This is a genomic window from Ligilactobacillus sp. UO.C109, assembly GCF_026847815.1.
GTDB lineage: Bacteria > Bacillota > Bacilli > Lactobacillales > Lactobacillaceae > Ligilactobacillus > Ligilactobacillus salivarius.
This window is the reverse complement of sequence record NZ_JAPSFH010000006.1, coordinates 75,399-94,511: the sequence shown is the minus strand read 5'-3', so window position 1 is coordinate 94,511 and position 19,113 is coordinate 75,399. Positions and strand designations below refer to the sequence as shown.

Annotated in this window: 22 protein-coding genes and 1 riboswitch; of the genes, 19 read left to right on the top strand and 3 right to left on the bottom strand. The window is 32.9% G+C overall.

Annotated features, from left to right (window positions below; genetic code table 11):
- The first annotated feature begins 5 nt into the window (after positions 1 to 5).
- The 10 genes from OZJ21_RS01970 (at position 6) to OZJ21_RS01925 (ending at position 6,838) form a co-directional block, all read left to right on the top strand.
- The gene (locus OZJ21_RS01970) at positions 6 to 449 is read left to right on the top strand and encodes a threonine/serine exporter family protein (protein WP_004564160.1); all 444 of its coding nucleotides are present in this window, start codon (positions 6 to 8) and stop codon (positions 447 to 449) included.
- A gap of 195 nt (positions 450 to 644) precedes the next feature.
- Entirely contained in the window at positions 645 to 1,778 is a 1,134-nt protein-coding gene (locus OZJ21_RS01965; protein WP_081559866.1) for an LCP family glycopolymer transferase, read from the top strand.
- A gap of 99 nt (positions 1,779 to 1,877) precedes the next feature.
- Complete coding sequence (locus OZJ21_RS01960; protein WP_268857340.1) at positions 1,878 to 2,711, top strand: Cof-type HAD-IIB family hydrolase; 834 nt, start codon at positions 1,878 to 1,880, stop codon at positions 2,709 to 2,711.
- Between the two features lie 73 nt (positions 2,712 to 2,784).
- Positions 2,785 to 3,108 carry a thioredoxin gene (gene trxA, locus OZJ21_RS01955; protein WP_003705375.1) on the top strand — a complete coding sequence of 108 codons (324 nt, stop codon included), beginning with the start codon at positions 2,785 to 2,787 and terminating at the stop codon, positions 3,106 to 3,108.
- Positions 3,109 to 3,165: 57 nt separating this feature from the next.
- Positions 3,166 to 3,555: a fluoride efflux transporter FluC gene (locus tag OZJ21_RS01950; protein ID WP_268857434.1), complete on the top strand. Its 390-nt coding sequence runs from the start codon at positions 3,166 to 3,168 to the stop codon at positions 3,553 to 3,555.
- Positions 3,552 to 3,896 carry a fluoride efflux transporter CrcB gene (gene crcB, locus OZJ21_RS01945; protein WP_268857339.1) on the top strand — a complete coding sequence of 115 codons (345 nt, stop codon included), beginning with the start codon at positions 3,552 to 3,554 and terminating at the stop codon, positions 3,894 to 3,896. The genes OZJ21_RS01950 and crcB overlap by 4 nt, the downstream gene beginning before the upstream one ends.
- Positions 3,897 to 3,967: 71 nt before the next feature.
- Positions 3,968 to 4,840, top strand: coding sequence for a DegV family protein (locus OZJ21_RS01940; protein ID WP_268857338.1), 873 nt, complete (start codon positions 3,968 to 3,970; stop codon positions 4,838 to 4,840).
- Positions 4,841 to 5,286: 446 nt separating this feature from the next.
- A riboswitch (PreQ1 riboswitch) is annotated at positions 5,287 to 5,331 on the top strand.
- A gap of 10 nt (positions 5,332 to 5,341) precedes the next feature.
- On the top strand, positions 5,342 to 5,839 hold the full coding sequence (locus tag OZJ21_RS01935) for a QueT transporter family protein (protein WP_003701672.1): 498 nt from the start codon (positions 5,342 to 5,344) through the stop codon (positions 5,837 to 5,839).
- 13 nt (positions 5,840 to 5,852) lie between these two features.
- Positions 5,853 to 6,080, top strand: coding sequence for a DUF2829 domain-containing protein (locus OZJ21_RS01930; protein WP_003701248.1), 228 nt, complete (start codon positions 5,853 to 5,855; stop codon positions 6,078 to 6,080).
- Positions 6,080 to 6,838 (top strand): 3-oxoacyl-ACP reductase, encoded by a 759-nt coding sequence (locus OZJ21_RS01925; protein ID WP_003705371.1) that lies wholly within the window; start codon positions 6,080 to 6,082, stop codon positions 6,836 to 6,838. The genes OZJ21_RS01930 and OZJ21_RS01925 overlap by 1 nt, the downstream gene beginning before the upstream one ends.
- 110 nt (positions 6,839 to 6,948) lie before the next feature.
- Here the strand turns inward: OZJ21_RS01925 and nagA are convergent, their stop codons facing one another.
- Positions 6,949 to 8,085: an N-acetylglucosamine-6-phosphate deacetylase gene (gene nagA, locus OZJ21_RS01920; protein ID WP_003701252.1), complete on the bottom strand. Its 1,137-nt coding sequence runs from the start codon at positions 8,083 to 8,085 to the stop codon at positions 6,949 to 6,951.
- 165 nt (positions 8,086 to 8,250) lie between these two features.
- On the opposite strand from nagA, the gene nagB reads away from it, so the two are divergent.
- Both nagB and OZJ21_RS01910 read left to right on the top strand, forming a co-directional pair.
- A complete protein-coding gene (gene nagB, locus OZJ21_RS01915) occupies positions 8,251 to 8,955 on the top strand; it encodes a glucosamine-6-phosphate deaminase (protein ID WP_003705368.1) in 705 nt (234 codons plus the stop codon).
- Positions 8,956 to 9,045: 90 nt separating this feature from the next.
- Positions 9,046 to 9,891, top strand: coding sequence for an alpha/beta hydrolase (locus OZJ21_RS01910; protein WP_003701255.1), 846 nt, complete (start codon positions 9,046 to 9,048; stop codon positions 9,889 to 9,891).
- Between the two features lie 104 nt (positions 9,892 to 9,995).
- Here the strand turns inward: OZJ21_RS01910 and OZJ21_RS01905 are convergent, their stop codons facing one another.
- Both OZJ21_RS01905 and OZJ21_RS01900 read right to left on the bottom strand, forming a co-directional pair.
- Positions 9,996 to 10,382, bottom strand: a complete 387-nt coding sequence (locus OZJ21_RS01905; protein ID WP_081534999.1) for a VOC family protein — start codon at positions 10,380 to 10,382, stop codon at positions 9,996 to 9,998.
- The gene (locus OZJ21_RS01900) at positions 10,379 to 11,716 is read right to left on the bottom strand and encodes an MATE family efflux transporter (protein ID WP_268857337.1); all 1,338 of its coding nucleotides are present in this window, start codon (positions 11,714 to 11,716) and stop codon (positions 10,379 to 10,381) included. The genes OZJ21_RS01905 and OZJ21_RS01900 overlap by 4 nt, the downstream gene beginning before the upstream one ends.
- Positions 11,717 to 11,993: 277 nt before the next feature.
- On the opposite strand from OZJ21_RS01900, the gene OZJ21_RS01895 reads away from it, so the two are divergent.
- From OZJ21_RS01895 to OZJ21_RS01865, 7 genes are all read left to right on the top strand, one after another.
- Positions 11,994 to 12,860 (top strand): ROK family protein, encoded by an 867-nt coding sequence (locus tag OZJ21_RS01895; RefSeq protein WP_003701260.1) that lies wholly within the window; start codon positions 11,994 to 11,996, stop codon positions 12,858 to 12,860.
- A gap of 185 nt (positions 12,861 to 13,045) precedes the next feature.
- Complete coding sequence (locus OZJ21_RS01890; protein ID WP_268857336.1) at positions 13,046 to 14,119, top strand: efflux RND transporter periplasmic adaptor subunit; 1,074 nt, start codon at positions 13,046 to 13,048, stop codon at positions 14,117 to 14,119.
- Entirely contained in the window at positions 14,112 to 14,795 is a 684-nt protein-coding gene (locus tag OZJ21_RS01885; protein ID WP_095759450.1) for an ABC transporter ATP-binding protein, read from the top strand. Before OZJ21_RS01890 ends, OZJ21_RS01885 begins: the two co-directional genes overlap by 8 nt.
- Positions 14,795 to 16,015 carry an ABC transporter permease gene (locus tag OZJ21_RS01880; RefSeq protein ID WP_011476349.1) on the top strand — a complete coding sequence of 407 codons (1,221 nt, stop codon included), beginning with the start codon at positions 14,795 to 14,797 and terminating at the stop codon, positions 16,013 to 16,015. The genes OZJ21_RS01885 and OZJ21_RS01880 overlap by 1 nt, the downstream gene beginning before the upstream one ends.
- A gap of 123 nt (positions 16,016 to 16,138) precedes the next feature.
- Positions 16,139 to 17,053, top strand: a complete 915-nt coding sequence (locus tag OZJ21_RS01875; protein WP_268857335.1) for an RluA family pseudouridine synthase — start codon at positions 16,139 to 16,141, stop codon at positions 17,051 to 17,053.
- A 79-nt stretch (positions 17,054 to 17,132) separates the two neighbouring features.
- Positions 17,133 to 17,618, top strand: a complete 486-nt coding sequence (locus tag OZJ21_RS01870; RefSeq protein WP_268857334.1) for a hypothetical protein — start codon at positions 17,133 to 17,135, stop codon at positions 17,616 to 17,618.
- Positions 17,619 to 17,743: 125 nt separating this feature from the next.
- A complete protein-coding gene (locus tag OZJ21_RS01865; RefSeq protein WP_003701269.1) occupies positions 17,744 to 19,063 on the top strand; it encodes a hemolysin family protein in 1,320 nt (439 codons plus the stop codon).
- The last annotated feature ends 50 nt before the right edge of the window (positions 19,064 to 19,113 follow it).

The following is a 19,113-nucleotide window of genomic DNA, read 5'->3' as shown; positions in this document are numbered from 1 at the left end:
TTAAGGTGAACTTATTAATCAATATCTTATTCAGCTATCTTTCATCTGTAGGCTTTGGAGTACTTTTAAATATTCCTAGAAAGGCCTTAAATGGTTGTGGAATTATTGGAGTATTAGGCTGGATGGTCTATTTATTTATTAAGCATCTTGATTTAGGTAATATGTTAGCTAATCTTTTAGCTGCATTTGCAATTGGAGTTACTGCGATTATTTTTGCACGTGTGAAAAAGATGCCTATGATTCTTTTTAATATTCCTAGCCTAGTACCATTAGTGCCAGGGGGACAATCTTATCGTGCAATTCGTTATTTTGCTTTAGGAAATAACTCTTTAGCAATTGAATATTTAGTACAAGTTGGGATGATAGCTGGAGCCATAGCGATGGGATTCTTTTTAGCTGAATTAGTAGGTCAGGTTTACTTTAAGATAAGGACTGTAAAAGAAAGTTAACGCTATTATTACATAACAGTAACAAAATGAAAACTTGAGTTAATATTTTTTAAAGAATTAAATACGTTTTAATATAAGTATTTGTTATCTAATAATTTTTTGGTAAACTGGCACTATGATTACATAATTTGAAAAAAATGATTCGAAGTATATTATTATAAACGGATTATTTTTTCGATAATTTTGGAGGAGAAAATGCCATCACGAAGAAATGATAATTATAATGTTCGAAGTGATGAGAATGGTTATATAGATACAGAACATATGACTCGTTCCCAACGCTATCATCAACATAATAATAAACCGAAAAAAAAGGGACATAAATTACTATGGCTAGTTGTAGTTATTGTAGCAATTATTGGGGGATTTTATGCTTATAGAAAATATACTAATGCTAAACAAGCCGCTAATGCAATTTATAGTTCAACTCAAGTCGCAAAGGCCAGAAATGTTAGTGACGCTTTGAAGAAAAAAAGACCTATCTCAATTCTGTTAATGGGTACTGATACTGGAGCTTTGGGACGTAATTTTAAAGGAAGAACAGATACAATGATACTTTGTGTCTTGAATCCTGAAGACAAAAAGATGACGTTAGTATCATTACCACGTGATACTGAGGTAGCTGTTTATGGTTATGAAGATTACTTCCCAAGTAAGATAAACTCAGCATACGAATATGGTGGATCAGCAACAGCAGTTAAGACTGTGCAAAAATTCTTAAATGTGCCAATTGACTTCTATGCAACTATCAATATGGGTGGACTAGAAAAATTAATTGACGCAGTTGGAGGAGTTAAAGTAGAACCAACTATTAGCTTTACCTATGGTGGGTATACCTTTAAGAAGGGTAAAGAAGTAAATATGGATGGAAAGAAAGCTTTAGCATATGTTCGCATGCGCCATGAAGATCCACTTGGGGATTATGGTAGACAAGAACGTCAACGTCAAGTATTAACTAAACTTGCATTTAAGAGTTCAGGGTTAACAAGTTTAGTTAATCAAAAGTTCCTAAGTACTATTTCTAAGCAAATGAAGACAGACTTAACATTTGATGATTTATTAATACTAGGAACTAAGTATCGTGTTGCCACACATGATATGGATTCAGACTTCTTACAAGGAACTTCTGAAATGATTAATGGAGAATCTTTCGAAGTAGCATCAACAACTGAAAAACAACGTATTACTAATAAGCTTAGAAAAGCACTAGGTTTATCTAAGGCTAAAACAGGAAATACACTTTCAAGTGATAATGATGTGAATATCAGTTCAGAAGGCGAAGATACTAATTATAGTAATGATGATAACACTTATTATGGTGGATATTAGATAATTGGAAAGAACCGGTTTAGGCTGGTTCTTTTTTCTTTGCTGTAATGTGTTACAATATAAATTGAAGTTAAATTAAAACAAAGGAATGAATGATATATGTATAAATTAGTAGCGATTGATATGGATGAAACTTTATTGAATGATGACGCTGAAATTACGCCTAAAAATGTATCCGTTCTCAAAAAAGCGATTAAAGACGGAGTAAAGGTGGTTTTAAATACAGGTCGAAGCTATCTTTCTGTTCAAGAAAATTTGAAGACATTAGGAATTTACCAAACTAAAGATCAATATGTAGTTAGTTTTAATGGTGGAGCGATTGTTGAAAATAAAGATTTAAAGGTGGTACATGTTGAAGGATTGGCCTTTGATATTGTTAAACAATTATTTGATATCAGTTTGAGATATTATCCAGAAAGTTGCATCCACGTTTATACTTTGGATGAATTGTACATGTGGAATGTCAATCAAGACGAAAAAGATTACTTGCAACCACGTAGAGTAGAGTGGACTGAATTGCAAGAACCTAATATTGATTTCTTAAAAGATACGCCTATTACTAAGATTATCATCAATGTTAATGATATGGATAAGAGACTTGCCTTTAATGAGATTGCACGTAAAGAAATTGGCGATAAGTTCAAAACCACATATTCTTCAGGTCGTTATATTGAATTTAATAACATTTCAACAGATAAAGGTACAGGGATGTTGAAATTAGCTGAAATGTTAGGAATTAAGCCAGAAGAAACAATTGCAATTGGTGATAATAGTAATGACTTACCAATGATTGAAGCTGCCGGAGTAGGTGTAGCTGTTAGAAATGCTAATGAACAAGTTTTATCTAAAGCAGATTATATTTGCAAGCGAGATAATAATCATGATGCTGTTGCAGAAGCAGTGGATAAATTTATTTATAATAAAATAGATTAAGCAGTAATTTTGTGTATAACTCCGAGATAGTGGTAAGATAAAATTACTAAGTTATATGAAATGAGGGATTTAAATGGCTAAAAATATCACTCCTAAGGATTTAGCTGATGTAACTAAGGAAGGGCTAACTTTGGTTGATTTTTGGGCAGAATGGTGCGGACCATGTAAAATGATGAATCCAGTTTTAGAAGAATTGGAAAAAGATTATCAAGGAAAAGTAAAATTTGCTAAAGTTGATGTAGATAAGTATCAAGATTTAGCGATGGAATATAAAATTATGAGTATTCCAGCAATGATCTTATTTAAAGATGGAGTAGCAAAAGAAAAAGTTGTAGGTTTCCATCCTAAAAAAGATATGGCAAATTACTTAGATGAAAAACTTGCAGAAGTAGAATAGAGATAGTTTTGCAATTCGATCAAATCTAACCTATACTATAAGGATTAATTAGTGGAGATGATTGAGGTGCAAAACGTGAAATTAGGCACTTTAATAAGTGTCTTTTTCTTTGGAATGATAGGTGGCACGCTAAGATATTTGTTAAGTCTTAAGCTAGCATCTACGGGAACTATTTTGGTTAATCTGATTGGAAGTTTTTGCTTAGCTTTCCTGACTTATTATGTGATTGAAAGGCAAAAATTACCAGCTTGGTTAAGTACAGGTCTAGGGACAGGAATGGTAGGAGCTTTCACAACTTTTTCCACATTTACAGTGGATATTTTAGGTTTGTCTACATTTACTGATGCTATCTTTTACTTGTTGATAAGTGTGGTAGGTGGTTTCCTATTAGCATATACAGGAATGATTTTAGGAATAAAATTAGGAAAAGTTGGTGACAGAAGATGATAGAAGTAGCTTTAGGAGCAGGGTTAGGTGCATCTGTGCGGTATCTAATAACACAAGTATTGAAGAGCAAAACTAGAGTATTTCCCTGGGCAACTTTTATTATCAACATAACTGGAGCCCTATTATTAGGATTTTTACACAGCAAAATCACAAATAGTCACATATTGTTACTATTAGGGACTGGATTTTTAGGTGGATATACAACCTTTTCCACATTTCAAGTAGAATTAGTAACACTTGTTAATAATCGAAAAACCAAAATGATGCTTATATATCTATTATTAACAGTGATATGTGGAATACTGGCTGCATATTGTGGATCTTGGTTAGGAAAGTTATAAGACAAACAAAAAGTATGATAGAATGAAATAGTAGTGTCGTTTTTGAATAGAATAATTTAAAGGATAAATAAATGAAAGTTGCAATTTTAACTGATACTTCAGCTTGTCTGACAGTTGATAAGATAAAAGAACTTAATATTCATCAAATTGAATTGTCTATTGAATTTGAAGGTAGTAGATATCCAGAAAAAACAGGGATGACGCCTTATCTAAGAGATAAAATGTTAGACAAAAGGACTGATACTCCGGTTTTAGAACCAATATCAACGGCTTATCTAGAAGAATATTTTGAAAGTCTAGAAAAAGAAGGCTATGATGAGTTCTTGTATATTTCTTTAGCTAACGGAATCAGTAGTTTACCAAAAGTCGTATCATCATATGCGAAAACTTCGGATAGAAAGATAACTGTATTTGATTCTTACTCTAGTGGAGCCATACAAGGACAAATGGTTGAATTGGCTGGTAAAATGCTTTTATCTGGAAAAACAGTTAGTCAAGTTGTAGATCAACTCATTAATTTAAGAAATAATAATCGCACTTATATGCTTATTTCTGACATCTATCAACTAATGAAGACAGGATATGTATCGAACGGTGTAAATTCAATGTCGAACTTATTTTTGCGTCCATTAACAATGATGAAATTTAATGAGAACGGGAAATTAGCGATGGTAAATACACACTATCGAGAGAAGAAAGCCTATAGTGAGGTATTAGAGCTAATTATTTCTCAGTATCATAGCATGAATGATCAAATGCGAATTACTCTAATGGGCGATGAGAATAATAGTCAATTTGACGAATTATATGAATTGTTACAAGAAAATTTTCCAACTGCTAAAATTGAAAAAGATGAACTTCCAATATCTTTAGCTATTTATACAGGAAAGAAAAGTATAGGGATAAGTTTTGGTTTAGATTGGAAAACCGTTATATCTGAATAACTCTTAAGAAACATTAAAACTCCTAAGTTTTAGTGTTTTTTTGTTGAAATTAAATTGCAAAAGATATAGAATAGCTAAAATCAAGTAATGGATAAGTAAATTTATTAAGTATTTAATAAAAGTTATGAAAACGGTATAAAAATATTTGAACATTGCTTGTGAAAGTGTTATCATATTGATTGTAGATAGTATTACTAAATTTTTAGGAGGTGAAGCATATGAAGTGGTATTTAGTTGAAACTGTTAAAGATGGTCACGTAACTAATACAATTGTAAAGGCTTCCTCTGTTCAAGAAGCTGAAGAAAAGTCAAATGAATAATTGGAGCCTAGAACGTTGCAAAAAATAAAATTAACCCATAAGAAAAAGCGACTGCGAGAATTTAAATAGTTCTTGTGGTCGCTTTTGTTATTCAAAAAAGTTTGTTATACTGTATTTCGTGGCTTTTCCACACTGGTTCGTAAACATCCCAGTTAAAAAAACTAGAAAGCAGGTAATTTATATGGTTGATACACAATCACACGAAAAACTTATTGCGGTGATTAAAGGTGCTTTAGTGGCAGCTTTATATGCAGCAGTAACACTAGGTTTAGCTCCTTTAAGTTTTGGAGCAATTCAATTCAGACTATCAGAAGTATTTAATAACTTGGTAGTCTTCAATAAACGTTATATATGGGCATTGACAATTGGATGTGCAATTGCAAATCTTTGGTCTCCAATGGGAATCGTTGATGTCATTTTTGGTTCATTAGGAACATTAGTTATGACGGGGCTAAGTTATTTATTAAGTAAACATGTAAAATCAGTCCCATTAAAGCTCTTAATTACAGTTATAATTTGTACTGTTATGACATGGAGTGTAGCATTGGAATTATATTATGTAAGTAAGCTACCATTTTGGCCAACATATTTCACTGTAGCAATCGGTGAATTTGGTTCAATGTTAATTGGTGCAATTTTAATGTGGATTTTAAGTAAACGTATTGATTTAACTAGATAAGCGAGGGAAGATTATGACTTTTGAAGAAGTATTACCAGAATTAAAAAAAGGTAAAAAAGCTGTTCGTACTGAAGGTTGGGGTGGCTCTGAGGAATACATTTTCGTAGTTGATAATGATACTCTTAATGGAGAAAAAGTTAACCCATATTTGATGATTAGAACAAAAGAAGAACCAGCTTTATCACAATTTATGCCAACTTCTTGCGATGTATTAGCTGATGATTGGAAGATTGTAGAATAATGAACCTTTATCCAGAATTTGAAGGAAAAGTAGTTGTTATGACAGGTGTCAGCTCTGGAATAGGACTAGAACAAACTAAAGCATTTTTACAAGCAGGAGCAATAGTTTATGGAGCTGATATTAAAGAAAGTGTAGAAATTAAGGAAGTAGAGCAAAAATTTCCGACTTTAAGTTTTCAACAAGTGGATATAAGAAAGAAAAAAGATATTCACATGTGGACAGGAAAAATAAAAAAAGAATTATCAACTGTGGATATTTTATTAAATACAGCTGGTATTCTAGATAATTATGCACCAACTTTAGATACTAGTGAAGAACAATGGGACAATATTTTTAATACCAATTTAAAAAGTATGTTCTTGTTGACTAATGAAATTTTACCAATAATGTTGAAACAGAAACATGGAGTTATTGTAAATATGGCTTCTATTGCAGGATTGGTTGCTGGTGGTGGTGGAGCAGCTTATACAGCGGCAAAGCATGGAATTATTGGATACACTAAACAATTAGCTTATGATTACGCTGATAAGGGAATTCGGGTTAATTGTATAGCTCCAGGAGCAATTAATACACCGATGAATGCGGCTGATTTTGCTGGAGATGGGGCGATGGCTAAAGAAGTAGCCAGACTCACACCAGCTAAACGATGGGCAAAACCTAAAGAAGTAGCAGAAATGACACTTTACTTGGCAAGTCCAAGAGCTGATTATGTTCACGGAACTGTTTTTACAATTGACGGTGGATGGACAGTTAAATAGATTTGAAAAGATAGTAATTGATCATGAATTGATTGCTATCTTTTTTATTAATGATTAGAAAAATCCCCACTAAGTTGCAATTAAAGTAACTTGGTAGGGATTTTAATTAACTATTTTTCAAATAAACGACCAAAACTAAATGTTTTAACAACATTTAAATCAGAATCAAGCACATTTAAGTCAGCATCTTTGCCAACTTCAATAGCACCTTTTTGAGTTAAGCCAAATTCACGAGCTTGGTTAACAGAAGACATTTTCACAGCTTCTTCAATACCGCAACCAGTAAATTTCATAATATTCTTAAAGGCATCTTGGTATTGCAATACAGAACCAGCTAAATTACCAGATTCTAGACGAGCTTGCTTATCTTTAACGATAACTTTTTGACCACCTAATTCTGAAACTCCTTCAGGCATACCTTTTGCACGCATGGAGTCAGTAACTAATTCAATCTTGTCTGGTCCTTTAAGGTCATAAGCTAGTTTAATCATATCTGGGAAAACGTGGAATCCATCAGCAATGATTTCGCAATACATATTTCCTTCGAGAAGGGCATGACCAGTAACACCTGGTTCGCGATGCTTCAATTCACGTTGAGCATTGTATAAATGAGTAACGTGACTAGCAAGTGAGCCTTTCATTTGAGCACGTGTAGCATTACTATGACCTACAGATAATACGATGTTGTGTTCAATACAATATTTTTCAAATTCAGTAGTATTTTCATTTTCAGGAGCATAAGTAACTAATTTAATCATGCCACCAGATAGTTCATTCCAATGAGCGAAAGCATCGATATCAGGAGATTCGATATATTCTTCTGGTTGAGCTCCTTTGAAAACAGGTGAAACAAAAGGTCCTTCAAGATGAATACCTTGAATAACTGGATTTTTTGCAGCAGCTTCTTTAATGCCAACCATCGCATGCGCAATATTTTCATGAGATTGAGTCATAGTTGTAGCGAAATATGTAGTAATACCTTCATGGACCATATCATTAACCATTTCATCAATTTGGTTAGCATCGCCATCCATGGAATCGAAGCTATAACCACCATGGCTATGAACGTCGATAAAGCCAGGAACTACAACTTGTCCTTCCAAATCAATAATTTTATCATCAGATACTTGGGCTTTATATTCAGACATTGGTCCAACATTGATAATTTGTTTATCAAATCGTAAATATCCATCTACAATTTTTTCGGAACCAGTATAAATAAGTCCATGTTTTAAAACTGTACTCATATATTTGACCACCTTTATTTTAAATAATAGCGATAAAATCGCACTTCTATTAACTTAAGTAACAACTTAATAATAAATGGTATAGACCATGAATGCAAGAGTTTACAAATAGAAATATTAGTTGTATAATTGGTATAGACCAAAATGGAAGAAGGAGTATTTATTATGAAAATAATCAAAGTTAAAGATCAAGTAGAAGGCGGAAAAGAAGCATTAAAAGTATTTAAAGAAGCTTTAGATAATGGGGTCAAAGTATTCGGCTTAGCTACAGGTAGTACTCCAGAAACAACATACGATGAATTAGTAAAAAGTGATATTGATTTTTCCAATAGTATCTCTGTAAATTTAGATGAATATGTGGGATTAAAGCCAGAAGATGAACAAAGTTACGCTTACTTTATGAAGGAACATTTATTCAATGCTAAGCCATTTGCCAAATCATTTTTACCAAATGGAATGGCTGAAGATGCTGATCAAGAATGTGAGCGCTATGATAAGTTGTTAGAAGAATATCATGTTGGATTACAACTTTTAGGAATTGGACGTAATGGTCATATTGGTTTTAATGAACCAGGATCATCATTTGATGGTAAGACTCATAAAGTGGCTTTGACACAATCAACTATTAATGCAAATTCACGTTTCTTTGACAATGAAGAAGATGTTCCAAAATACGCATATTCAATGGGAATTGGAACAATAATGAAATCTGACACAATTTTATTAGAAGCATTTGGTAAGAACAAAGCTGAAGCTGTTAAGGCAATGATTGAAGGACCAGTAACACCTGAAGTTCCAGCAAGTGTACTACAAAATCACCCTGATGTTGTAGTAATTATTGATGAAGAAGCAGCTTCATTGTTGAAATAATAGTTAGAGAGTACATGGAATTTCCATGTGCTTTTTTTCTTGCCTTGAAGTAAGCTCTAAGCTTTATAATAGGCTTTGAGGTGATGTGGGGTGTTACGAAAAAATAAATCTGTATGGTTAGTTTTACTAGCTGTTTTATTAATAGTATTTTGTGGAGTAAGACTTTATCGAGTACAAGCTGCTCAGAATAATTATATTAATTCAAATGTTCCTACTTTATTCTTCCATGGTTGGGGGAGTAGTTATCGTGCGGAACGACAAATAGCAAATTATGCTAAAAATAAAGGTGTAACTAATACAATCATCAGAGCTGATGTTTCGGCTAAGGGTGAAGTTGAATTAATAGGAAGTATGAAAAAGAACGCAAAAAATCCAATTGTTGAAGTGAATTATCAAGATAATAAGAACGCAAATTATAACGAAGATGCTAAATGGATGAAAAATGTAGTAGTAGCCCTACAAAAGAAATACGGCATAAAAAAGTTTAATGTAGTGGGACATTCGATGGGAAATATGTCAATTATGTTTTACTTGCTGAACTATGGTGGAGATAAGAATTTACCTCAAATTCAAAAGCAAGTAGATATTGCTGGTCACTTTAATGGTATTTTGGGAATGGATGACAAATTAGGTGAAAGTAAATTGGAAAAAAATGGTAAGCCAAATATCTTTAGGCAGAGTTATAAGAAATTATTGGCAATTAGAGAGAGTTATCCTAAGAATCAAATTGATGTCCTAAACATCTATGGAGACATAGGTGATAAGTCAGATGGAAGGGTAAGCAATAATTCATCAAAATCTTTAAAATACTTATTAAATAGTCGTGAGAAGTCATATCAAGAATTAAAAATAAGTGGAAAATATGGACAACATAGTAAATTGCATGAAAGCAAAGGGGTTGATAAAGCATTGATAGGTTTCTTATGGGCTAAATAGGATTTGCATAAATTAGGAAATTGGTCCTGTGTCTAGAATTGACAATTGTATAAAAAATAAAATCTCAAACTGGTATCCAAAATATCAGCTTGAGATTTTTTAGATTATTTATAAGTTGAAATTTCAATCAAATTTTGATCGTAATCACGTAGATAAATCGATGTCATTTCGCCTTCAGATCCCATTTTTGTCACAGGACCAGCAACAATATTTACAAAATAACTCTTAAGATGATTTTCAATGTCAGACATTTTATCTCCAGAGACGATACAAATATCAGCTGCACCAATTGTTTGATTATTAGCATGCAAGTCACTATTTTTATCAGCTTTGCGTAGACGAATAAGTTGATGACCACAACGAAGTGTAATTACATCTTCAGTGGTTTGATCCTTAATGACTGGCATATCAAATACTTCATGATAGAAGCGTTCAGCCTGAGCTAAATCTGATACTGTTAATACGATGTGATCTAAACGTTTGATTTTCACAATAAAGATTCCTTTCTTATTTGCATAGTAGAAATTTTTTTATTAGTTAGATATATACCTAAGCTTGCTACGATAAATTCAGTAAATGGAACACTTGCCCAGACACCAGCTATGCCACCAAAGTAAGCAAAAATAATAATTGATGGTAATAGGATGACGTATCCACGTAAAATCGACAAGAAAAAGGCACCTCTAGCATCGTTGATAGCTGCTAAAAATAGCATTAAAACAAGGTTTAGACAACTAAAAAAGATACTAATAAAGTAAATAGGAATACCTTTAACTGCATAAGCAACAAGTTGAGCTTCGTGTTCAGCGTTGAAAATATCGACAATAGGAGCTTTAAAAATAAGAAGTAAGAAATAACTGATTATAGCTATTGAAAAAGTAACAAGCAATCCAATTTTTAAAGCAATTTTTACGTTTTGGTATAAGTGTTTACCATACTCGCGACTAGCAATAGGTTGTACCCCTAAGGCAACACCGTTGAAGATTGCTAAGAAAACAATCCCAATATTAGCAATAACTCCATAAGCAGCAATCACATAATTTCCACCTAACTTTAGAAGTACTAAGTTGAAAACAAAAATGCTAACTCCAGTACTCATTTCATTCAAGAAAGATGGAATACCTAATCGAGCAGCTTTTAGGACCGTTTTGAGATGGACTTTGGTTTTAAAAAGTTTTAATTGTCGTTGTGCAAAATGGCGATGTCTACTTAAAACCGTTAGACTAGTTAAAGGAGAAAAAATAGTTGCTAAAGCAGCACCTTCCATTTTTAAATTTAACCCAAAAATTAAAAGCCAATCCATGAATATTACAAAAGCTGTTTGTGTTAAAGCAGCCCGCATTGTTAGCGAGGGGTTGCCATCATTTCTAACAAAGTTAATAGTAACATAATTTGCCATAAACAATGGAGCACCACAGGAAACAATACGAAAATAAGTGGTTGCCATATTGATGGTTTGTTGATTAGCACCCATTAAAGTCAAAATTTGATGAGGAAAAAGATTTCCAATTATTGCAAAGAGAATTCCTAATCCCACACAAAAAATGATGAGTTCACTGTAAAGTCCTTCAATTCTTTCAGGGTGACGAACCTTATTTAAAGAAAAAATAGCGGCACCACCAACACCTAAAAGCAACCCTAAAGAGTTAAAAAGATTGAAAATCGGCAATACAATATTTAAAGTTGCAAGACCGATTGAACCAGCTGCAAGAGCTATAAATAAAGTATCAACCAAAACGTATAATGATATTCCTAAAGATGCGAAGATATTTTTCACGATATAACCGGAAACTTCACGTCTTACTGAATAAACAGTATTTTGCATAATTACCCTCCGTATAAGCAAACCTATGCAGAAAATCTGCCGCCTGTCAGTTCACTTGTAGTTTAGATATTGTGGCAAAACCCGGCGATTTTGCATCCTTATTTCAAAAAAGTATTATAGCACATTATCAGAATAATAAAGGTAATTATCTACTTGAAAATAATTTATATTATATGTCAAACGTTTAGCATATTTTTCTTTACCTTTTAAATGATATGTTATAAAATAATAGTTGTTATAGAGGAAAACGTTTACCAATTAATAGAGGTGAGATAAATTGACTAAATTATACGGAGCAATTGAAGCCGGTGGAACAAAGTTTGTTTGTGCAGTGGCTGATGAAAATTTAAATATAGTAGAAAGGGTTTCAATTCCTACAACAGTACCAGAAGAAACAATGAGCGATGTTTTCAAGTTCTTTGAAAAGCATGAAGTTCAAGCCATTGGAATTGCTTCTTTTGGACCAATTGATGTTAATCGCAAATCTAGTACATATGGTTATATAACCAATACACCTAAGCCAGGCTGGAAGAACTATGATTTCTTAGGTGAAATGAAGAAGAGATTTGACGTACCTTATGCATGGACAACGGATGTTAATGGAGCTGCTTACGGTGAATTGAAAAAAGGTGCAGCTTTAGGTAAAGATAGTTGTGTTTACTTAACTGTTGGAACAGGTATCGGTGGCGGTGTTGTTATCAATGGTAAAGTTATCGAAGGATACGGACATCCAGAAATTGGACATATCATTATGCGTCGTCATCCCGAAGATAAGTACGAAGGAAAGTGTCCATTCCATCATGACTGTTTAGAAGGTTTAGCTGCTGGTCCTGCAATTGAAGCAAGACAAGGTGGTGTTAAGGCTTATGATATTCCTAAAGATGATAAGGCTTGGGAAATTGTAGCATATTACTTAGCGCAAGCATGTGTAGATTTAACTTTAACTTTATCACCAGAAAAAATTATTTTTGGTGGTGGTGTTTCTAAGCAAGAACAATTATTCCCAATGATAAGAGAATCATTTAAAAAGCAAATGAATGATTATGTTCCAACACCCGATTTAGATGACTATATCGTTCATGTAGAATTAGGCGATGATGCTGGAATTACAGGTTGTTTCTTACTAGCAATGGAAGCAGAATAATTATTTTTTAAATGGTGTGTCTATTATAGGCATGCCATTTTTTTATTGGAATTTTTTAAGAAATGCTTGCGTTAAGTCTTTGTTATGTGTATAGTTAGTTATGTAAGTAATTAACCAATGAAGATGATTAGTGATATATAGTGAAGAACATAATTGATCTAGGGAAATAATATGGAGGATAGAAGATGAAGAAAAAAAGAAGTTTACGAAATAAATTTACAGGGAAAAAACGCTGGATAATAGTTGGTGGAGTTGTAGTATTATTGGTAGCCGGCGTAGCTGTACACTCTGCAATTTCAGATAAAAATTCAAGTGAAGATTCCAAATATCGTGTTGCTAAAGTGTCACAACAAACTAGCTTTACGTTAACAGGAAGTGTTGAGCCAGTTCAAAGGGAAATTTTAGATACTCCTAGTGGTGATATTCAAAGTATTAATGTTAAGAATGGTGAGCATGTTGAGCAAGGACAAGCTATCCTAACTACACACAATACAGATAAGCAAGATTCGGTTGTGGAAGTTCAAGGTGAAATTGATAAATCGCAAAGAGCGATGAATTCTCAGCAACAAAGTATTAATAATATTAAGAAACAAATGAGCAGTGTGGGATCAGGTAATGATGGATATAGTGAGTTACAAGGACAATTAACGGAAGCACAAAATGCTTATGCCGATGCTCAAGCAAGTGTGAATGCTGCAAGAAATAAATTAAATACTTTATCTAGTAAGGTCAATCAAACTTTAACAGCTCCATATGCTGGATATGTTGAAATAGATACATCCAAACAAAATCAACCAGTTGTTACTTTATATTCTGATGATAGACAAGTTTCAGCACAAATTTCAGAATATGACTATAGCAAGGTTAAATTAGGTGGAAATATTCAAGTTAAGGCAGTTGCTACTAATAAGGTTCAAGAAACACAAATATCATATTTGTCAGAAGTACCAACAAAAGATAGCAAGGGTAACAATACTAAATATGATTTAAATGCTAAAGTGGATGCCAAGAAATTCATGTTAGGTCAAACTGTTAAAATGTCAGTAGTACAAAAGGGAATAAAAATTCCTAAAGCTGCTGTAAGAGATGGAAAAGTATACGTTGTAAATAAAGCTGGAAAAGCCCAAGCAACTAAAGTGTCAGGCAAAGAAGTTAATAGCTATTTTATTGTAGATCAAGGCCTTGTAGATAGCGATAAGATAGTTACTAATCCAGATAAAGACCTAAAAAATAATGAGCAGGTAGAAAATAATGATTAGGCTAGAAAATATTAATAAATACTACCAACAAGGCGATTCTCAATTTCATGTGTTACATGATATTAATCTAAATATCGATGCAGGAGAATTGGTAGCAATTATTGGTGAATCTGGCTCAGGGAAATCTACTTTGATAAATATTATTGGTTTTTTAGATGATAAGTTTGAGGGGACTTATTATTATAATGATGAACCAATTCATGATTATGATAGAAAAGACTTTTCAAAACTTCGGAACGAAAATGTAGGGTTTGTTTTTCAAAATTTTAAGTTATTAAGAGACGTTAGTGTGGCAGAAAATGTAGCTTTGCCATTATTGTATGCTGGTAAGAAACGTGCGGAGATTAAGGAAAGAGTTAGCGAAGTTTTGAGTAAAGTAGGTCTGGCTGGTTATGAAAATAAATTGCCTAAAAATATGTCTGGTGGGCAGCAACAACGTGTTTCGATAGCACGAGCAATAGCTACGAATCCTAAATTCTTAATTGCTGACGAACCAACTGGGGCTTTGGATACACAAACTAGCCAAGAAATTATGAATTTATTTAAGGAACTTAATCGAGAAAGTCATACAACTATTATTTTAGTTACACACGATCCACACGTTGCTGAGCAATGCGAGAGGGTAGTAACAATTCTTGATGGTCACATGATAGAAGATGAAAGGAATGAGATATAATGAAGTTTATAGAGTTATTGAGAACAGCCTTTCAATCTTTGAAAACTAATCGGAAAAGAAGTTTTTTAACAATTATCGGTATAATGATCGGGATTGCTGCCGTTATTACAATTCTGGGCATGGGTGATGGTGTTAAAAAGACGATGTATGATAAGTTTGGTAATTCTAAACAAGGACAACAAACGACAGAAATTGGATATTCTTCAGTAGACATGGGATCGACAGTACATGGCTTTACTGAAGAAGATATTGCTAATATTAAGACGGAATTTGGTTCAGAATTTAAAGATGTGAAGATAGAACATGATTCATTAATCAATTCTAAGATGACTATTGGCGATGAGGAGAGGTCTGTAAGTATTAATTTAGAAAAGAAACCTGAAAAGTCGATTGACTTAATAGCTGGTAGAGAGATTACTAAACAAGATTTACAGATGAAAGAGCCAGTAGCGATGATAAAAGAATCCTTGGCAAAAAAAGAATTTGGAACTGCTCAAAATGCAGTTGGAACTTCAATTTCATCTAATGAGACAACTTATCGTATTATTGGTGTTTATGGTGGCGGAAGTAAATATGACCAATATGGAACATTAAGTGCAAAAGGAACTGATGTTGTTGTTCCATATAAGTTATATTACGATGGACAAAATGCCAATGAAGGCGATGTAATTAAATTAACATTCCCTCAAGATGCTCCGGCAAGTAAGGTATCTAAAAAGATTGCTAAGTATCTTGAAAAAAATGGAAGTGCCATGAATAAAGGAACATATACATATTACGATATGGAAAAAGAATTAAAGGCATTTTCTTCACAAATTAATATGATAACTGGATTTATCAGTCTAATTGCGGCAATTTCTCTGTTCATCGCTGGAATCGGCGTTATGAATATGATGTATATTTCAGTTTCAGAACGAACTCAAGAGATTGGTATCCGATTAGCGGTAGGGGCAACCCCAACTAATATTATGCTACAATTTTTAATTGAAGCGATGGTTCTGACTGTAACTGGTGGTCTAATTGGTTTTGTTTTAGGTGCAGGCTTATCACATCTACTGGCACCATTGCTAAGTCTAGGTGGAGGAATTAAAATTAAAGCACATGTTACGCTAAATGCCTTCTTATTAGCGTTTGGAGTTTCTAGTGCAGTTGGTTTGATCTTCGGTATATTACCAGCTAGACAGGCAGCAAATAAGAATTTAATTGATATATTGAGATAAAAAATAATGAAGTAGAATTATTTGGTTATGATACAAGTTTCATAATTAGGTAAGGCTACTTTTTATTTTGCCATGTTTCACGAAAATTATTATAATTAGCTCGGATTAGAAATGAGGGAAATGATGAGTAAGTATAAATTTGAAAGAACAGTCAATGCTGAATTTAGTGGAATTTCATTACGAGCTTTATTGTCTGAAAAATGGTTACTTCCACGTAAATTTATCCATTTTTTGAGAATTAGGGAAAATGTAAAAATTGATGGTAAATATTATCCAATGAATACAATTGTTCAAGGAAATCAAAAAATTGAATTAATCTTTGAAGGTGATGAATTTAGGACAGCTACCTCAAATTATATTGTAGATAAAGGTAGGAAAATTCCGATTATTTTTGAAAATGAGGATTTATTAGTAGTAAATAAGCCTCAAGGAATCAAGAGCCATCCTAATCAACCATATGAAACAGGAACTTTGATGAATTATATTGCTGGATACTTAGATGTAAAAGATGAACATCCTTATATGGTACATCGTTTAGATATGTTGACCAGTGGGGCGATGATAGTGGCTAAGAATCCAGTTGTGGTACCAATATTGACTCGTTTGATTAGTACGCACATAATCAAGCGTGACTATTTAGCTGTAACAGAAGGAATTTTTGATCAAAAAGAAGGAGTTATTGATCTACCAATTGGTAAGGATGAAAATGATAAGCGTAAGCGAAAAGTAGACGGCATAGGCGCACTACCAGCTAGAACACATTATCAAGTAATTAAAGAATTTGGAAATAATTCAGTAGTTTATTTAAGATTGGAAACAGGAAGAACGCATCAATTACGCGTACATCTATCGGCAATGGGGCATCCTATTGTAGGAGACGTGTTATATAATCATGTAAGTGAAGAAAAGCATATGATGTTACATGGCTACAAACAGAAATTAACTTTGCCATTTTCAATGAGAGAACTAGAGATAAAGGCAGATATACCCAAATATTTTACAAATTATGAGGAAAAAGTAAAAGAGAGTAAAAACTAAATTTTTACAAAAATATTGATAATGTATAACTAGTTATAGTAGATTATATCTTAGAATAATTTTTAAGGACGTGAACTAAATGGAAATCGAAGTAGGAAATTTCATTACTGCGATTGAAAACGAGGATTATCACAAGGAGACAATCACAGCTAGAGCTTCAGATGTAGACAGCATGGGAGTAGCTGATGTTATGGTGCCGGTGATTGATAAATTTGAAAGTTCTATTAAAGATAATAAATTAACTCAAATTGAGTTAGTTATTGATTATGCAGATGGTCCAGTCTTCGTTAGATTAGAATCTGGAATAATTAATTTACCATATAGCAATATTGATAAGGTTGATAATTTCTTTAATAGATTAGAAGAAAAAGTACCAGTAGTAGTGAATTTAATAGTTGAATCACCTAAATTGAATGCATCAGGATTCAGGATAGACACCTTAGGAAGTGTCGATGAATTTCTCGCAAATCCAGAAAATTATGAAGTAAAGATTGCAGGGAATATTGCCGAAAAAATTTCAGTAATTGAAAGTGCAGAAATTTCTGAAGAAGATACAAATAATTAACCTAAGTATAAGGTAATTTTACGTAAAAAATGCTATGATAGAGCATATAAGAATTAAAAAATCAGTAGATGAAATTAAAAGGTGTTAATTAAGACATCAATATTTTGAGAAATGGGGAATGCATTTTGTCTAGTGGTCAGGCGGTTAGCAATTTAATCGTTGTAGTAATTGTATTTTTCTTTGCCGCTTTCTTTGTGGCAGCTGAATTTGCAATTGTTTCAGTACGTAAAAGTCAAATTGAGAGTATGTTAGAGGATGGAGAAGGTAACAAGAAAAAGCTTGAAATGGCTTTGAAGATGGTCGATAACATGAATGAATATCTATCTACAACTCAGGTAGGTGTTTCATTAACAGGAATCATCTTAGGCTGGCTTGGAGCAGATACCTTATCGCAAATTTTTGCTGACTTTTTTGGTTTTACACCGTTAAATCACACAACTATTATGGCAATTAGTGCAGTTTTAGGTGTTGTTTTACTTACATATTTGGAAGTTGTTTTAACTGAAATTGTACCTAAGAACATAAGTATTGATATGCCGATGAAAGTGATGATGTTTGTGGTTCGCCCACTACATTACTTCCATATTCTATTCTATCCATTTGTGTGGTTATTAAATGCTTCTGCTAACGGTATAGTTAAAGCGATGGGATTAAAACCAGCTGGAGAAGACACAGATGTATTGTCAGAAAATGAAATCTTAAATTTATCAAAGAATGCAGTTACTGGTGGTTCGATAGACAAAGAAGACTATCTATATATGCGACGTGCATTTGAATTTAATGACAAAGTTGCTAAAGATGTTATGATTGATCGAACAAGTGTTGAAGTGGTAGATATTACCGCAACTGTAAAAGATGTTTTGAATAAATATCTGCAAGAAAAACACTCACGTTATCCGGTAGTAGCCAATAATGATAAAGATAAGATTTTGGGTTATGTCTATATTTATGATTTGATTCGTCAATCACGTGTAGATGATACGATCAAGATTTCTAAGTTATTGAGAACAATTATTTCTGTTCCTGAAACTACAGAATTACAAGGCTTGTTACGACAAATGACAAGAAAACGAGTTCCAATGGTTGTGGTGTTAGACGAATATGGTGGAACTAGTGGAATTGTAACTGATAGAGATATTTATGAAGAAGTTTTCGGAACAGTTTTAGATGAAGCTGATGATGTTTTGCCAGATGATATTATTGATAATCACAATGGAACATATAAAGTTTCAGGTAAAACAACTTTATACGACTTTGAGCGTTATTTTGGATTCCAAGAAAAAGATTTCTTAGAATCAGAAAGTGTAACATTGGCAGGATATTTACAAGATAACTATAAGATTCAGTTGGGAACTGAAGTTGAACTGGGTGGCTTGAAAGTTAAAGTTACTGAATTCAATCGAAATTATGTTGATTGGGTCGAAGTTTGCGAAATGAAGAAGTAATATATTTTGAGTAATAAAAGCTAGGTCTATTATAATTAGAATAGACCTAG

Bases quoted from the DNA above. Each gene is read 5' to 3' on its own strand.
- OZJ21_RS01965 (WP_081559866.1), top strand. From the start codon at position 645: ATGCCATCACGAAGAAATGATAATTATAATGTTCGAAGTGATGAGAAT.
- OZJ21_RS01960 (WP_268857340.1), top strand. From the start codon at position 1,878: ATGTATAAATTAGTAGCGATTGATATGGATGAAACTTTATTGAATGAT.
- trxA (WP_003705375.1), top strand. From the start codon at position 2,785: ATGGCTAAAAATATCACTCCTAAGGATTTAGCTGATGTAACTAAGGAA.
- OZJ21_RS01950 (WP_268857434.1), top strand. From the start codon at position 3,166: ATGATTGAGGTGCAAAACGTGAAATTAGGCACTTTAATAAGTGTCTTT.
- crcB (WP_268857339.1), top strand. From the start codon at position 3,552: ATGATAGAAGTAGCTTTAGGAGCAGGGTTAGGTGCATCTGTGCGGTAT.
- OZJ21_RS01940 (WP_268857338.1), top strand. From the start codon at position 3,968: ATGAAAGTTGCAATTTTAACTGATACTTCAGCTTGTCTGACAGTTGAT.
- OZJ21_RS01935 (WP_003701672.1), top strand. From the start codon at position 5,342: ATGGTTGATACACAATCACACGAAAAACTTATTGCGGTGATTAAAGGT.
- OZJ21_RS01930 (WP_003701248.1), top strand. From the start codon at position 5,853: ATGACTTTTGAAGAAGTATTACCAGAATTAAAAAAAGGTAAAAAAGCT.
- OZJ21_RS01925 (WP_003705371.1), top strand. From the start codon at position 6,080: ATGAACCTTTATCCAGAATTTGAAGGAAAAGTAGTTGTTATGACAGGT.
- nagA (WP_003701252.1), bottom strand. From the start codon at position 8,085: ATGAGTACAGTTTTAAAACATGGACTTATTTATACTGGTTCCGAAAAA.
- nagB (WP_003705368.1), top strand. From the start codon at position 8,251: ATGAAAATAATCAAAGTTAAAGATCAAGTAGAAGGCGGAAAAGAAGCA.
- OZJ21_RS01900 (WP_268857337.1), bottom strand. From the start codon at position 11,716: ATGCAAAATACTGTTTATTCAGTAAGACGTGAAGTTTCCGGTTATATC.
- OZJ21_RS01890 (WP_268857336.1), top strand. From the start codon at position 13,046: ATGAAGAAAAAAAGAAGTTTACGAAATAAATTTACAGGGAAAAAACGC.
- OZJ21_RS01885 (WP_095759450.1), top strand. From the start codon at position 14,112: ATGATTAGGCTAGAAAATATTAATAAATACTACCAACAAGGCGATTCT.
- OZJ21_RS01880 (WP_011476349.1), top strand. From the start codon at position 14,795: ATGAAGTTTATAGAGTTATTGAGAACAGCCTTTCAATCTTTGAAAACT.
- OZJ21_RS01875 (WP_268857335.1), top strand. From the start codon at position 16,139: ATGAGTAAGTATAAATTTGAAAGAACAGTCAATGCTGAATTTAGTGGA.
- OZJ21_RS01870 (WP_268857334.1), top strand. From the start codon at position 17,133: ATGGAAATCGAAGTAGGAAATTTCATTACTGCGATTGAAAACGAGGAT.